General features: G+C 65.2%; 11 protein-coding genes and 1 tRNA gene. 1 reads left to right on the forward strand and 11 read right to left on the reverse strand.

Annotated elements, in window-relative coordinates:
- Positions 1-28 precede the first annotated feature (28 nt).
- The 9 genes from AC0L3B_RS23580 to AC0L3B_RS23620 all read right to left on the reverse strand — a co-directional run bounded on the left by AC0L3B_RS23580 (position 29) and on the right by AC0L3B_RS23620 (position 12,122).
- Positions 29-175, reverse strand: coding sequence for a hypothetical protein (locus AC0L3B_RS23580; RefSeq protein ID WP_473381114.1), 147 nt, complete (start codon positions 173-175; stop codon positions 29-31).
- 188 nt (positions 176-363) lie between these two features.
- A tRNA-Cys gene (locus AC0L3B_RS23585) sits at positions 364-437 on the reverse strand.
- Positions 438-495: 58 nt separating this feature from the next.
- The gene (locus AC0L3B_RS23590) at positions 496-1,248 is read right to left on the reverse strand and encodes an ABC transporter ATP-binding protein (RefSeq protein WP_204511174.1); all 753 of its coding nucleotides are present in this window, start codon (positions 1,246-1,248) and stop codon (positions 496-498) included.
- A 10-nt stretch (positions 1,249-1,258) separates the two neighbouring features.
- Positions 1,259-1,975 carry an ABC transporter permease gene (locus tag AC0L3B_RS23595; protein WP_377790822.1) on the reverse strand — a complete coding sequence of 239 codons (717 nt, stop codon included), beginning with the start codon at positions 1,973-1,975 and terminating at the stop codon, positions 1,259-1,261.
- 197 nt (positions 1,976-2,172) lie between these two features.
- Positions 2,173-2,907, reverse strand: coding sequence for a tRNA-uridine aminocarboxypropyltransferase (locus AC0L3B_RS23600; RefSeq protein WP_204511172.1), 735 nt, complete (start codon positions 2,905-2,907; stop codon positions 2,173-2,175).
- A gap of 41 nt (positions 2,908-2,948) precedes the next feature.
- A complete protein-coding gene (locus AC0L3B_RS23605) occupies positions 2,949-6,053 on the reverse strand; it encodes an efflux RND transporter permease subunit (RefSeq protein WP_085349830.1) in 3,105 nt (1,034 codons plus the stop codon).
- A complete protein-coding gene (locus AC0L3B_RS23610; protein ID WP_085349831.1) occupies positions 6,053-9,202 on the reverse strand; it encodes an efflux RND transporter permease subunit in 3,150 nt (1,049 codons plus the stop codon). The genes AC0L3B_RS23605 and AC0L3B_RS23610 overlap by 1 nt, the downstream gene beginning before the upstream one ends.
- Before the next feature lie 36 nt (positions 9,203-9,238).
- On the reverse strand, positions 9,239-10,648 hold the full coding sequence (locus AC0L3B_RS23615; protein WP_204511169.1) for an efflux RND transporter periplasmic adaptor subunit: 1,410 nt from the start codon (positions 10,646-10,648) through the stop codon (positions 9,239-9,241).
- On the reverse strand, positions 10,638-12,122 hold the full coding sequence (locus AC0L3B_RS23620; RefSeq protein ID WP_026233443.1) for an efflux transporter outer membrane subunit: 1,485 nt from the start codon (positions 12,120-12,122) through the stop codon (positions 10,638-10,640). The genes AC0L3B_RS23615 and AC0L3B_RS23620 overlap by 11 nt, the downstream gene beginning before the upstream one ends.
- A 727-nt stretch (positions 12,123-12,849) precedes the next feature.
- On the opposite strand from AC0L3B_RS23620, the gene AC0L3B_RS23625 reads away from it, so the two are divergent.
- Positions 12,850-13,884 carry a cysteine synthase A gene (locus tag AC0L3B_RS23625; RefSeq protein WP_247296786.1) on the forward strand — a complete coding sequence of 345 codons (1,035 nt, stop codon included), beginning with the start codon at positions 12,850-12,852 and terminating at the stop codon, positions 13,882-13,884.
- A gap of 21 nt (positions 13,885-13,905) precedes the next feature.
- On the opposite strand, the gene AC0L3B_RS23630 is transcribed toward AC0L3B_RS23625, so the two are convergent.
- Together AC0L3B_RS23630 and AC0L3B_RS23635 are read right to left on the reverse strand one after the other, a co-directional pair.
- Positions 13,906-14,439, reverse strand: a complete 534-nt coding sequence (locus AC0L3B_RS23630; protein ID WP_018457795.1) for a DUF805 domain-containing protein — start codon at positions 14,437-14,439, stop codon at positions 13,906-13,908.
- A 115-nt stretch (positions 14,440-14,554) separates the two neighbouring features.
- A partial coding sequence (locus AC0L3B_RS23635) for an O-linked N-acetylglucosamine transferase family protein (RefSeq protein WP_473381115.1) occupies positions 14,555-15,010 on the reverse strand: 456 nt, incomplete at its 5' end.

Genomic DNA, 15,010 nt, shown 5'->3' on the forward strand with positions numbered 1-15,010 from the left:
ACGCGGTGAAAATCCCGCGTGATCGCGATCAGGTCTTGACCCGCTCCCCGCCGTCCTGCTGCGCCTGGTCGGGTGCGGCCGGCGGAAAGATGCTGTCATAGATCGCACGGGCCTCGCGGATGAGGCGGGCCCGCTCCAGCTCGGATTTCGGGACAAATCGGACGGTTTCGCTCACGTGCTCTCCAGCGCTCGATCGTTGGGATGCATCACTTCGCAGATGCGAAGACTATGCCAGCGGGCTGAATGGCGGGTTTCCGCCGGGCCCCGGGCAAACCCGGTGTGCGCGGCCAGCACGCATCGCCCGCGCGGGCCGATGGCAGCCGCGATACGATCGAATATTGCTGAAATATCAGGAGGTTGTGATGGAGGCCACGTCGGGACTCGAACCCGAGTAAACGGTTTTGCAGACCGGCGCGTAACCACTCCGCCACGTGGCCCCAACGAGGGCGGAGCAATATAGGGGATCACAGGTTTAGGCAACCCCGACCGGACCAGCTACGCCTTCGCGCCGCCGAGATATTGGCCGAGAATTTCATCGGTCGCGCCGGCCGCCACGATGCGCCCCTCCTCCAGCAGGATCGCGCGGTTGCAGGTGCTCTTGATCAACTCGATGTCGTGCGAGGCGAGCACCAGAATGCCGGCGCGTACAACGATCTCGTCGAGCCGCTGCCGCGCCTTCTTGCGGAACTGCTGGTCGCCGACGCCGATCCATTCGTCGAGCAGCACGATCTCGCCCTCGACGGCGGTTGCGACTGCAAAGATCAGGCGCAGCATCATGCCGCTGGAATAGGTGCGCAGCGGCAGGTCGAGCCGGTCGCCCAGTTCGGTGAATGCGGCGATCTCCCCCCGCTTGGCGTCGATCTCGGAGCGCCGTGCGCCGATCACGAGGCCACGCCGCATGATGTTCTCGTAGCCGGTCGCTTCCTCGTCGAATCCGGCCGAGAGATCGAACAGCGGCAGACAGCGGCCCAGCACGTCCACGCTGCCCGACGTCGGATGGTAGATGCCGGCGAGCACCCGCAGCAGCGTGGTCTTGCCGGCGCCATTGGCGCCGATGATGGCGACGCGATCGCCGGCACGGATGTCGAGGTTGACGTCACTCAACGCGGAGACGATGTGCGGGGTCGCCGTGGTCCGCCGCAGTGTCATCGCGTTGACGAACCGGCTGCGCAGCGAGCGGTCGCGGAACGACAGCACCGGAAACCTCACCGAGACGTTGCGAAGCGCGATATGAGCTGCGGGGGTCATATCTCGTGCCTCACAGCCAATACGCCACACGATGGCGGTATTTCGCGTAGCAGCCGAGGCCGATGACGGCCACGACGGTCGCATAGATGACCCCGAGGAGCCATTGCTCCGCATCGGTCGACTGCGACAGTAGCGGCCTGCGCACCAGATCGAGCAGCGTCGCGAACGGATTGGCGCGGATCAGCCAATAAAACGCGGTGCCGCGCGCGCTGTCTTCGGTCCAGATGATCGGCGTCAGGAAGAAGACGAATTGCAGGCCGCTGACGATCGCCGAGCCGATGTCACGAAACCGCGCGCAGAGGATACCGAGCGCGACCGAGCCACCCAGCAGCACAGTGAGCAGGATCGCGAAGCCCGGTACCGCGAGCAGCATGCTCCCATGCAGCGGCCACGGCATCAGGAGATAGAGCAGGACGACGATCACCAGATGATGCGCGAAGATGAGGACGTTGCGCGCCATCATCTGGAGCACGTGCACGATCAGCGGCGCCGGCACCGCCTTGATCAAATGGCCTGATGCCACGAAGATGTGGGAACCTTCCTGGAGCGTCGTCGCGATCAGCGTCCAGACGATCAGGCCGACGGCAAAGTGCGGCAGAAAGCTCGTGATGTCCTGTCTGAACAGTGCCGCATAGACCGTGCCGACGCTGGCAATGGTCGCCGCGAGCGTCAGTGTGATCCAGAGCGGGCCGATGACGGTACGCCGATAGCGCAGCGAAACGTCCATCAGGGCAAGCGTGCCCCAACGATCGAACCGCGCCGCCTGGGCAAGGATCTCCTTGGCTGCAAGCTGAATGCGACGGCCCCTTCGTTTCCGGCGTTCCGATCGTGCGAGAGGATAGCAGATAGCGGCCTATTGGCCGACGGTCTCTATCCGCCCGCCTCTCGCGGGACAATCGGCCGTACGGATGATCCGGACCGGAGTCAGGCTCGCTTGACCCGCCGGACACCGCGCCGGCGGTCCTTCACCGGCGGCTTTGGCGCCAATTCGGGCATCTCGGTCTGGACCTCGCGGTAGCGGGTTAACATCCGTTCAAAGCTGGCATTCAGCGTCTCGGCGATGTCCGGGCGCTTCTCCAGAGCGGAGAGGATCGTCGCCGCAGCCTCGATGGTCGACAGTCCGTCCTTCCGAGGCTCCTTGCGCAGGCGCCCGTACCGCGATGGGGTGGTCGGGTTCAGGATGACGCGCTGGCATTTCAGCATCCAGGGGTTGCGCCACCACAGGGCCTTGGCCTGGCTCCAGGTGCCGTCGAGCAGCACCACACCTTCGAGCTTGGCGAGGCGCGCGCGCTGGTTGTCCGCGACCTCGCTCTTGCGGTTGAGAGCCAGGATTTCGCCCTCGGCCTCGAGATCGGTGGCGTGCGCCGAGCCGAGATAGAGCACCGCCCAGTGCGAGGCGTTCTCGATGGGTTGCCCCAGCGCTTTCGATAGGCTCGGCCAGGACAGGCCGACCCGCAGCGTGGCACCGGCGAAATGCTTCGCAAGCAGCCGCGCAGTGCCGAGCGCCCTGTCCTGCTCCTGCGGATGCTGAAGGATCAGGAGCGAGAGCCGGTTCTTGATGGGCGTGACGCTGTCGCAGATGCACAACGGCATCGGCTTCTGGCAGTGCGGGCATTCGGGGATCGGATCGGCCGGCGCGGCGGCGGTGGGGTTCGACATAGTCGCCGCTATACGCTCTGCACGGCGGTTCAACAACCCGCCTATTCCGCCGGCGCGGCCAGCGGGCGCGGTTCGGAGCGGCGGCGCAGGCGGTCGACCAGCAGGTAGATCACGGGCGTGGTGTAGAGCGTCAGGATCTGCGAGACGAACAGCCCGCCGATGATGGTGATGCCGAGCGGACGGCGGAGTTCCGTGCCGGGCCCGGTCGCGACCACCAGCGGAATGCCGGCGAACAGCGCCGCCATCGTCGTCATTAGGATCGGCCGGAAGCGCGCCTGGCAGGCCTCGAAGATCGCCTCCGCCGACGACAGGCCGCGCTGGCGCTCGGCATCGAGCGCGAAATCAACCATCATGATGCCATTCTTCTTGACGATGCCGATCAACAGGATGATGCCAACGAAGGCGATCACGGTCAGTGGCGTGTTGGTGAGCTGCAAGGCCAGCAGCGCGCCAAGTCCCGCCGAGGGTAGCGTCGAGATGATCGTGAGCGGATGGGCGAGGCTCTCATAGAGCACGCCGAGCACGATATACATCGCCACCAGCGCGCCGAGGATCAGGAGCGGCTGGCGGCCGCTGGTCTTGGCGAAATCGCCAGCATTGCCATCAAAACTGCCGCGAATGCCTTCCGGCATGTGCAGCTCCTCGACCGCGCGCTGGATGTTCTGCGTTGCGGCCTGGATCTGCACGTCCGGCAACAGGTTGAACGACACCGTGGTCGATGGGAACGACTGCGAATGATAGACCGCGAGCGCGGCGAGCCCGCGCGTCGCATGCACCACGGCCGACAGCGGCACCTGCGCGTCGCCCGCGCCGGCGACATAGATGCGATCGAGGTTGGAGGGGTCGACCTGGAATTTCGGGTCGATCTCCAGCACGGTCATGTACTGGTTGCGCTGGGTGTAGATGATCCCGATCTGCCGCTGCGAGAACGCGTTGTTGAGCGCGTTGTCGATATCCTGGACGCGGACGCCGAGCGCCGAGGCCTTCTGGCGGTCGATCGACAAGGTCAATTGAAGCCCGCCGGGATCGCGGTCGCTGGAGATGTCGGTGATGCCCTCGACGCTCTCCATGCGCTTGGCCACGATCGGCGCCCACTTTTGGAGCAAACCGAGATCGGTGCTGGTCAGCGTGTATTGGTAGTCGGAATCGCTCTGCCGTCCGCCGGCGCGCACGTCCTGGGCGGCAAACATGAACAGGCGGATGCCGGGCACCGGGTATAACGCCCGCCTGAGACGGTCGATCACCACCTGGGTCGAGACGTGGTCGCGCTCCTCCGGCGGCTTCAGGCTGATGAACATGGTGCCGCGATTGGAGGTCGCGCCACCCGGTCCGCCGCCGCTGCCGACGGTGGAGCCGATGCCGGCCACGGCCGGATCCTGCATCACGATGTCGGCGAGCCGCTGCTGCAGGCTCAGCATCGACTGGAACGAGATGTCGGCCGAGGCGCGCGTCGCCCCGATGACGAAGCCGGAATCGTCGGTCGGGAAATAGCCCTTAGGGATCTTGATGTAGAGCGTAATTGTTAGGCCGATGGTGGCGAAGAACACCAGCAGCGTCAGCAGCGGATATTCCAGCACGGTGCGCAAGGTGCGGGTGTAGAACGCGACGATGCGCGACAGCGAGCCCTCGATGATCCGGTCGAACAGGGTCGCCGTGCCAGACGTGGTCTGGCGGATGTAATGGGCGCAGATCATCGGCGTCACCGTCAGCGACACCAGGGTCGAGACCAGGATGGCGAAGGTCAATGTCAGGGAGAACTCGCGCAGCAGCCGGCCGACGACGCCATCCATGAAGATCAGCGGCGTGAAGGCCGCGATCAGCGACAGGCTGATCGACACGACGGTGAAGCCGATCTGCCGGGCGCCGTCCAATGCCGCCTGGAGCGGCCGCATGCCGTGCTCGAGATTGCGGTACATGTTCTCGATCATGACGATGGCGTCGTCGACCACGAAGCCGACGGAGATCGCCAGCGCCATCAGCGAAAGATTGTCGATCGAGAAGCCCGCGACCCACATGCCGGCGCAGGTTCCGGCCAGCGCCAGCGGCACCGAGATTCCGGCTGCGATCGTCGGCGTGAGCCGTCGCAGGAATACGAACACGACGACCATCACGAGAATGGCAGTCGCGAGCAAGGTCCACTGCATGTCGAGCACGCTGGCGCGGATCGTACTGGTGCGGTCGACCAAGGTGGAGATATCGACTCCGGCCGGGATCCACTGCTTCAGCGCGGGGATCAGCGCCTTCACCCGGTCGACGGTATCGATGACGTTGGCATCGCCCTGCTTGGTGATCTGGATCAGCACAGCCGGCTGCTTGTTGAACCAGGCGATGGAACGGGCGTTACGGACGGAGTCCTCGATGTCGGCAACATCGGAGAGCCGGACGAAATTGCCCTTCGCGCTCTTGATGACGATGTCGCGGAACTCTTTCGCCGTCCGCATCTGCTTGTTGAGCGACAGCGTCTCGCTCTGGCGCTCGCCGTTGAAGATGCCGACCGGACCGAGCGGGTTGGCGTTGATAATCGCAGTTCGCACGTCGTCGGTGGCGATGCCGGCATTGGACAGCGCGACGGGATTGAGTTGAATCCTGACCGCCGGCTGGTCGGCACCCGAGATCGTCACATTGCCCACCCCCGGCACCTGCGAGATGCGCTGCGCCAGCACGGTGTCGGCGACGTCGTAGACCGCGCTGGCGGACAGCGTCTTCGAGGTCAGCGCCAGCACGAAGACCGGCGCGCCTGCGGTGTTCGCTTTGCGGAAGCGCGGCAGCGTCGGCAAATCGCTCGGCAGGTCGACCAGCGACGCATTGATTGCCGCCTGCACGTCGCGGGCGGCTTTGTCGACGTTGCGGCCGATGTCGAACTGGAGCTGGATGCTGGTCGTGCCGAGTGACGAAGTCGAGGTGATCTGGTTGATGCCCGCGATCTCGCCGAGCCGCCGCTCCAGCGGCGAGGCAACCGTCGCGGCCATGACGGACGGGTCGGCGCCAGGACGGCTGGCCGAGACGAAGATGGCGGGAAAATCGATGTTCGGAACCGAGGCAACGGGGAGGAACTCGTAAGCCACGATACCCAGCAGGAACAACCCGATCGACAGCAGCGTGGTCGCGACCGGGCGGCGGATGAAGGGCTCCGAGATCGATGCCATCACTGCATCCCCTCGGTCGCGCCCGCGACGGGCGGACCGCCGGATTCGGCCGGCGGCAGCGCCTGCTCGAGGCGGCGGTTGATGCGGTCGAGGGCGAGATAGATCACCGGCGTGGTGTAGAGCGTGAGCAATTGGCTGAGCAGCAGGCCGCCGATAATGGAGATGCCGAGTGGGAAGCGCAGCTCGGCGCCGGTGCCGCTCTCGATCGCCAGCGGCAGCGCACCGAACAGGGCGGCCAGCGTCGTCATCATGATCGGACGGAAGCGCAGCAGACAAGCCTGTACGATCGCCTCGTTCGGCGACATCCCCTGCCCGCGCTCGGCCTCGAGCGCGAAGTCGATCATCATGATCGCGTTCTTCTTGACGATGCCCATCAACAGGATGATGCCGATCAGCCCGATCACCGAGAGATCCTGCCCGCACAGCATCAGCGCCAGGATCGCGCCGACGCCGGCGGACGGCAGCGTCGAGAGGATCGTGATCGGATGGATGTAGCTCTCGTAGAGCACGCCGAGCACGATATAGATCGTGATCACCGCGGCCAGCAACAGCCAGGGCTGGCCGGCGAGTGCCTTGGCGAATTCGGCGGCGTCGCCGGCATAGACGCCGACGATGCTGTTGGGCATCTCGATCCGGGTCTCGATGGTCTTCACGGCCTCGACGGCATCGCCAAGCGCCGCGCCCGGCGCGAGGTTGAAGCTGAGCGAGATCGACGGGAATTGCGCCTGGTGCGAAATCGCGAGCGGCGCGGTGGTGCGCGTCAGCGTCGCCACGGCGGAGAGCGGCACCTGCGCGTTGGGCGCACCGGCGGTCGCGCTCGCCGCGCCCGGCAGATAAAGCTTCGACAGGATCGAGGGATCGCGCTGGTACATCGGCAGCGCTTCCAGCACCACGCGGTACTGGTTGGCCTGGCCGTAGATGGTCGAGATCTGGCGCTGCGCGAAGGCGTCGTTGAGCGTGTCGGTGATGCCCTGGAGGCTGACGCCGAGCTGGCCGGCGCGGGTGCGGTCGACCGTGAGCTGCGCCCGCAGACCGCCTTCCTGCGCTTCCGAGGAGACATCGCGGAACAGCGGATCGCGCCGCATTTCGGCAACCAGCTTGCGCGCCCATTCCGACACCAAAGCGGCGTCGGTGCCGGTCAGCGTGTACTGGTATTGCGAACGGCTCGACTGGGTCGAGATCTGCACGTCCTGCACCGGCTGGAAATAGACGGTCATGCCGGGGATGGCGGCCACCCGCTCCTTCAGGCGGGTGATGACGACGCTGACATCGTCGCGCCGCTCGCCGCGAGGTTTCAGCGTCATGACAAGACGGCCGACATTGGTGGTCGGATTGACCGAGCCTGCACCGATCACCGAGACCACGCCGGTCACATCGGGGTCGGCCTTGATGGCGTCGGCCGCCTCGGCCTGCCGCTTCTGCATCTCCGCAAACGAGACGTCGGGACCGGCTTCGGTCACCGCCGTGATCGAGGCGGTGTCCTGCAGCGGCAGGAAGCCCTTTGGCGCGACGACATAGAGCGCCAGGGTCGCGATCAGCGTGGCGAAAGTCACGACCAGTGTCGCGCGCTGGCGCTCCAGCACCCAGAGCAGCGTGCGGTGATAGAACCCGACGGTGCGGTCGATGAAGCGGCTGACCGCGGCAAGACCCGGCACTGCCAGCTCTTCATGGGCATGCTTCAGCAGGCGCGAGCACATCATCGGCGTCAGCGTCAGCGACACCACGGCGGAGGTCACGACCGCGATCGTCAGGGTCAGCGCGAATTCGCGGAACATGCGGCCCACAAGGCCCGACATGAACAACAGCGGGATGAACACCGCAATCAGCGATACCGTCAGCGAAATCACGGTGAAGCCGATCTCGCTGGCGCCCTTCAGCGAAGCCTCCATCGCGCTGTCGCCGTTTTCCATGTGGCGGACGATGTTCTCGATCATCACGATGGCGTCGTCCACGACGAAGCCGGTGCCGATGGTGAGCGCCATCAGCGACAGATTGTCGAGGCTGAAGCCGGCAAAATACATGATGCCGAAGCTCGTGATCAGCGACAGCGGCAGCGCCACGCCGGCGATCAGCGTGGCGCGTAGCGAACGCAGGAACAGCAGCACCACCAGCGTCACCAGCACGACGCTGAGGATCAGCGTGAACTGCACGTCGCGCACCGAGGCACGGATGGTGACGGTGCGGTCGGAGACGATGGTGAGGTTCACGCCGGCCGGAATAGCGCGCTGGACCTTTGGGATTTCCGCCCGGATCTGGCTGACGACGTCGATCACATTGGCGCCGGGCTGACGCTGGATGTCGATGATGACGGCGGGCGAGCCCTGGTACCAGCCGCCGGTGCGGTCGTTCTCGAGCCCATCGACGATCTGGGCGACGTCGGCGATCGTGACCGGCGAGCCGTTGCGGTAGGCGATGATGACAGGCTTGTAGGCGTCGGCGGCGGCGATCTGGTCGTTGGCGGCGATGATGTAGGATTGCTGCGCGCCGTCGAGCGAGCCTTTCGGCCCGGAGACGTTGGCACTGGCGATCGCGGTGCGCAGGTCTTCCATGGCGATGCCATAGGCGGCGAGCCGCGCGAGATCCGCCTGGATGCGGACAGCTGGCTTCAGTCCGCCGAGCACAGAGACGCGCCCGACGCCGGAAATCTGGCTCAGCCGCTGCGCCAGAAGCGTATCGGCGATGTCGCTCATCGCCCGCAACGAGATTGTGTCGGAGCGCAGCGCCAACGTCATCACCGGCGCATCGGCCGGGTTCACCTTGGCGTAGGTCGGCGGATAAGGCAGCGTCTTGGGCAGCACGCCGGCCGCCGCGTTGATCGCAGCCTGGACGTCCTGGGTGGCACCGTCGATGTCGCGGTTGAGATCGAACTGCAGCGAGATCTGGCTGACGCCGAACGAGCTCGTCGAGTTCATCGCCGACAGCGACGGGATCTGGCCGAGCTGCCGCTCCAAGGGCGCGGTGATCAGCGAGGCGATCACGTCGGGGCTCGCGCCGGGCAATTGCGTCGTCACCTGCACGGTCGGGAAATCGACCTGCGGCAGCGCGGACACCGGCAGCGCGAAATAGCCGAGCAGCCCGCCAATCAGAAGCGCGATGCCGAGCAATGAGGTCGCGATCGGACGGCGGATGAAGGGTTCGGAGACGCCCATGGGATGCGCCTGCCGCTCAGGCGGCTGTTGTCGGGATCATGGCTGCTTGGCTCCACTTCCCGATGCACCCGGACTTGACGGAGGCCCTGGTGCCGGTCCGGTCTGGCCCTTCTGGTCGCCTTCGCTGCTCTTGCGCTTGGCGCGGAACTCGCCGTCCTTGTCTTGTCCGTCCTTCTGGCCGTCTTTTGCGCCGTCCTTCTTCTGACCATCCGGCCCGCGCGAGCGCTTGCGCGGCGCGAGATCGGCCGACGGGGTCTGATCGTCGCGCCCGATGACCACCTTGGAGCCGTCGGACAGATTGGCAAAGCCCGTCGTGACGACCTTGTCGGTCGCCGACAGGCCGCTGGCGATGACGGCGTCATGCTCGTTCTGCTGCGTCACCGTCACCGGCTTGGCCGAGACGATGTTATCCTCGCCGATGACATAGCTGAAGGTGCCGATCGGTCCGCGCTGCACGGCAGAGGTCGGTACCACCAGCGCCTGCGTCAAGGTCTCGACCTTGAGGCGGACATTGACGAACTGGCCGGGCCAGAGCTGGTAATTGGCGTTGGGAAATTCGGCCTTGAGCCTGAGCGTTCCCGTGGTCTGGTCGACCTGGTTGTCGATGCCGGTGAGCTTGCCGGTGTCGATCACGGTGAGGCCGTCATTGCCGAACACGTCGACCGCGAGCGTGCCCTTCGATGCCGCGGCGTTGACGCGCATGATCTGCTGCTGCGGCAGGCTGAACCACACCGCCATCGGCTGCAATTGCGTGATCACCACGAGACCCGTGGTGTCCGAGGCATGGATGATGTTGCCTTGATCGACCTGGCGCAGGCCGGCGCGGCCCGAGATCGGCGCCACGATCTTGGTGTAGCTCAGCGTCGCCGCTGCATTGTCGATCGCGGCCTGGTCGGCCTTGACCAACGCCTCGGTCTGCGCGACCAGCGCGCGTTGGGTGTCGGCCTGCTGCTTGGATCCGGCATTGGAGGCAGCTAACTGCTCGTAGCGCGTAAGGTCGATACGCTGGTTGGCGAGCTGGGCCTGGTCCTGCGCCTTCTTGGCGACGGCCTGATCGTACGTCGCCTGGTAGAGCGCCGGGTCGATCTCGCCGACCACGTCGCCTTTCTTGACGTCCTGTCCCTCGGTGAAATTGACCGCGATCAGCTTGCCGTCGACCTGCGAGCGGACGGTCACGGTGTTGAGTGCGCGGATCGCGCCGACGCCGTCGAGGTAGACGGGAACGTCCTGGATGCGGGGCGTCGCCGCCAGCACCGGCACCGGCAGATCCGGCCGCTGATTGCGGCCGTTCGCCTGCTGCGGCTGCTGGTGCCAGATGGTCCAGCCGTAGTAGCCGAGCCCGCCGAGGATCGCCAGCGTGATCAGGGTCATGACGAAGCCGCGCCCGCGCGACTTCTTTGCCGTTCCCTCCTTCGCGCCTTGCTTCGTATCCGGCTTAAAGAGCATTGACCGGTTTCTCCATCCTCGGCTCCCAGCCGCCGCCGAGCGCCTGATACAGGCTGACGATAGCAAGAAGGCGGGCAAGTTGCGCCTGTGACAGCGCGTCTTCCGCCTGGAACAGGGTCAGTTGCGTATTGAGCACGGTGACGATATCGGCGGTACCGGCGCGCAATTGCTGCTCGGAGAGATCGAATGCGCGGCGGGAGGCGTTGAGGACGTCACGCTGCAATTGCAGCCTGATCGTGGTCTGCTTGATCGAGAACAGCGCGTTGTCGACGTCGGCAAAGGACTGGATGATGGTCTTGCGGTAGGTCTGGAGCAATTCGTCCTGCCGCGCCTTGGCAAACTCGAAATTGCCGAGGATCTTGCCGCCGTCGAAGATCGGCTGCGTCGCGCTGCCGACGAGCTGGAAGAATGCCGCATGCGGCTGGAACAGCGAGACCAGGGCCGAGCTCTGATAGCCGCCATTGCCGGTGAGCTGGATGGTCGGAAAGAATTGCGCGCGGGCATTGCCGACGTTCGCTGTCGCGGAGGCGAGCTGGGCCTCCTGCCGGCGAATGTCGGGCCGCTGCGTCAGGAGCTCCGACGGCAGTCCCGGCGTCACGCGCGGAATCGCGATCCGGTTCAGCGAGCCGCCGAGCACGCGCACGCTCTCCGGCGGCCGCGACACCAGGACTGCAAGCGCATTGACGTTCTGGTCGAGCGTCTGGCGCAGCGGCGGCACCAGTGCCTTCTGGTTTGCGAGCACGCTCTCCTGCTGGGCAACGTCGAGGTCGGTGCCGGTGCCGGCCTTGCGCCGTTCCCTGACGGCATCGAGGATGCGTTGCGCGCTCGCGATGTTGCGCTGTGAGGTCCTGATGCGATCCTGCGAGGCCAGCACCTGGAAATAGGCGTTAGCGACGCCTGCAAGCGTGGTCAGCGCAACGACGTCGCGATCGAAGCGGTTGGCATTTGCCGTCTCTTCCGCCGTTTGCAGGGCGTCGCGATTTTGGCCCCAGAAATCGAGCTGGTAGCTCGCGCTCAGCGAAGCCTGGTAGTTGACGACCTCACGGCCGCCATTGGTTAGCCCCGAGGCGGAGGAACCGGAGGTGCGCGAATAGGCCTCCTGCCCGGTGCCGGACAGGCTCGGCAGCAGCGCCGCACCCGCCTGCCGCGCCTGAGCGTCGGCCTCGACGATGCGCGAAACGGCGGCGGCGATGTCGAGGTTGACGGTGTGCGCCTCTTCCATCAGCTGTGTCAGCTCCGCGGAGCGGAAGCTGCGCCACCAATCCAGCGACGGCGGCGCATCGGCCTTCCCGGCATATTTGTATTGCGTGGGAACGTCGAGCGCGGGATCAGGAAGATCCTGCGTCAGCACGCAGGCGCCCGAACCGGCGGCGAGGCAAGCGACCGCAAGCCAGCGCGCCGCACGTCGCGTCCGGGACGTCGCGCCTGGTGACCGCCGCACGGCGATCGCCGGAACACGTTGTGTCACATCCACCCCCCGCCGGGCAGATCGAACCGCCGCCGCGCGGCCGGATTAGCCGATTCGCAGCGCGGTCGTCGGGGGGCTTTGGACAACTCGTTCACAAGTGATGCTTTCAGCGAAATTGTGCGCCTCATACTAGCCGGACGCGGAACCGCGGGACAGTCCCGCAGTTGCGAGGTGCCCCCCAAAGCGCGACGATCTTAGAGCTGAGAAAATACAAAAGGGTGCTGTCCTGCAGGTGTTTCTTGAATTTCAGGGTCGTTCCTGAGTGCGTTCGAGCTTACCAAGATTTCATGTGATACTGCCGCCACACCGACGCCAACCCCCTCCAATCCGCCTGCACCGCTCGCGATGCGGCTTCAGTCCGGCCGCGAAACCGGGCCTGGCCACTTTCGCGAGGTTGTCCATTATCGGAAAACGAATAAGCGTTCGTCGTGCCGATATCTTGACCGCCTCCCGCGTACTATCCGCACTCTTCGACGGCGACGGCTGACATCCAATGGAGGGTGCGCTGGCGACGACCCTTATCTTCCATGTTTTGGCAGAAGCCGGCCACATCCTCCTACCGATATCCCGCGGCGTAGCACAGCAGCAGCAGCGGCGATCTCTCCTTCCAAATTTTCACTGCTTACGGGGATTTTCGCGGGTTTCGCCGCAGCGCAAAAGCCTTCCCCTTTGGCATTTCAAGCACTAGGTTCTGGCCAACCTAATCAACCCCTTGCCAGTGATTTCCCCTGACATGATTATCAAAAACGACGTTGTCGAAGCCATCGGCAACACCCCGCTGATCAAGCTCAAGCGCGCTTCCGAACTGACCGGCTGCACCATCCTGGGCAAGGCCGAATTCATGAATCCCGGCCAGTCGGTGAAGGATCGCGCCGGCAAATGGATGATCCTCGAGGCCGAGAAGCGCGGCGAGCTCAAGCCCGGCGGTCTCGTCGTGGAATCGACCGCCGGCAATACCGGCATCGGTCTTGCGGTCGTGGCCAGCGCCCGCGGCTACCGCACGCTGATCGTGATCCCGGAGACGCAGAGCCAGGAGAAGAAGGATTTTCTGAAGCTGTGCGGCGCCGAGCTGCTGGAATCGCCGGCCCTGCCCTATTCCAATCCGAACAATTACCAGCATGTCGGCCGCCGTCTTGCCGACGAGCTGCGCAAGACGGAGCCGAACGGCGTGCTGTTCGCCGACCAGTGGAACAACCTCGACAATGCGAAGGCGCATTACGAGTCCACAGGTCCCGAGATCTGGGAGCAGACCGGCGGCAAGATCGACGGCTTCGTCTGCTCCGTCGGCAGCGGCGGCACGCTGGCCGGCACCAGCCGCTTCCTGAAAGAGAAGAGCAAGGACGTCAGGATCGCCTGCGCCGACCCGCACGGCGCCGGCATGTATGAATATTTCAGAACGGGCGATGCCAAGGCGACGCCGGGCGGCTCAATCACCGAGGGCATCGGCCTCAACCGGGCGACCGCAATCGTCGAGAGCGCAAAGGTCGATGACGCCTATCTCATTCCCGATGCGGAAGCAGTCACGGTGATCTACGAACTGCTCCAGCACGAAGGCCTGTGCCTCGGCGGCTCGACCGGCATCAACGTTGCCGGCGCGATGCGTCTCGCAAAACAGCTCGGGCCCGGCAAGACGATCGTCACCGTGCTTTGCGATTCCGGCAGCCGTTACCAGTCGAAGCTGTTCAATGCGGACTTCATGCGCGCCAAGAGCCTTCCTGTGCCTGAATGGCTGGAGAAGCGCAGCAACATCAAGCTGCCGTTCGTCTAGAACGTTCCGGAAGCCGGCCGTCTAGCTCCAGTTCGAGCGAGACGATCCCTGCGACACCCGCGCGAGGCGCTCGTTCGATAGCGAAGGCTTGTTCGCGCGTGTGCGCGGCGGGAGGGGAGCGCCGTAGGAGCCCTCGCTGTCGCCGCTCGGCCAGAACATGAGCGCGAGCATCAGCGCGAGGTTGACGAGCGCGCCGACCGCCGTTGCCTGGTGCTCCTCCCCGATCGCCCAGGCCGGAAACCGGCCCGCGACGACATGGTCGACGATCATGAGCGCGAACCAGGCAGGCACCACGCAGACCGGATCCCAGCCGATGTCGCGGATGCGCATCGATTGCAGCGTGAGGGTCGCAACTCCGAAGAACACGATCGCGGCGATCATCGCCCAGCTCTTGGTGAGGTCTTCGGGTCGGATCGCGCCGGGCGAGGTGTTGTTCAGCACGGCCATTGCGATTGCAAAGCAGATCGCCGTCATCACGATCGCAAGCGCGACCGTCGCGAGGAAGAAATGCAATCGCCCGAGCCGGGCGTTCAAGCCGAAGACGAAACCGAGCATTGGCGCACCCTTTTGGCGCCACATGCCCAGAGATAGCTTTCGGAGCCATGAACCGGCACGGTCGCGCAGCGCCGCATGGTTTCCGGAGGACTAAGGTGGCCGGCGCAATTCGAGGCTACGCCCCAACCGGCAGGGTCAGGCCCTCGCTGCCTTCGACAGCCGCGGCACAATAGTCGCGCCAGAACTGGCGATAGCCCGCTTCGACCTCGCGCGTGTAGATTTCGACATTGCCGGCGGGAGACGCTGCGATCCGGGCCGGCAAGTCGCTGCGCAACCTCGCCAGATACGCCGGCTGCGCCGCATATTTGCAGGCGATCGCGGCATAGCCCTCGTCGTCCTGCGCGATCCAGTCGTCGAGACCGACCGCAGCCACGATCGAACCACCGGCACGCGACGAGGCGCCGTTGCCGAGCTTGGCCACGACCGGAACGCCGGCATAGAGCGATTCCCAGGTGCTGACGCCGCCGTTTTGCGGGAATGTATCGAGCGATATATCGACGTTCGCAAACGCCCGCAGGTGCTCGGGGCGCGGCGACGAGCCCAGGCAGGTGACATTCTCCTCGGCAACGCC

It is taken from the genome of Bradyrhizobium sp. Kon56 (genome assembly GCF_055807635.1).

Bases quoted from the DNA above. Each gene is read 5' to 3' on its own strand.
- AC0L3B_RS23590 (WP_204511174.1), bottom strand. From the start codon at position 1,248: ATGACCCCCGCAGCTCATATCGCGCTTCGCAACGTCTCGGTGAGGTTT.
- AC0L3B_RS23595 (WP_377790822.1), bottom strand. From the start codon at position 1,975: ATGGACGTTTCGCTGCGCTATCGGCGTACCGTCATCGGCCCGCTCTGG.
- AC0L3B_RS23600 (WP_204511172.1), bottom strand. From the start codon at position 2,907: ATGTCGAACCCCACCGCCGCCGCGCCGGCCGATCCGATCCCCGAATGC.
- AC0L3B_RS23605 (WP_085349830.1), bottom strand. From the start codon at position 6,053: ATGGCATCGATCTCGGAGCCCTTCATCCGCCGCCCGGTCGCGACCACG.
- AC0L3B_RS23610 (WP_085349831.1), bottom strand. From the start codon at position 9,202: ATGGGCGTCTCCGAACCCTTCATCCGCCGTCCGATCGCGACCTCATTG.
- AC0L3B_RS23615 (WP_204511169.1), bottom strand. From the start codon at position 10,648: ATGCTCTTTAAGCCGGATACGAAGCAAGGCGCGAAGGAGGGAACGGCA.
- AC0L3B_RS23625 (WP_247296786.1), top strand. From the start codon at position 12,850: ATGATTATCAAAAACGACGTTGTCGAAGCCATCGGCAACACCCCGCTG.
- AC0L3B_RS23630 (WP_018457795.1), bottom strand. From the start codon at position 14,439: ATGCTCGGTTTCGTCTTCGGCTTGAACGCCCGGCTCGGGCGATTGCAT.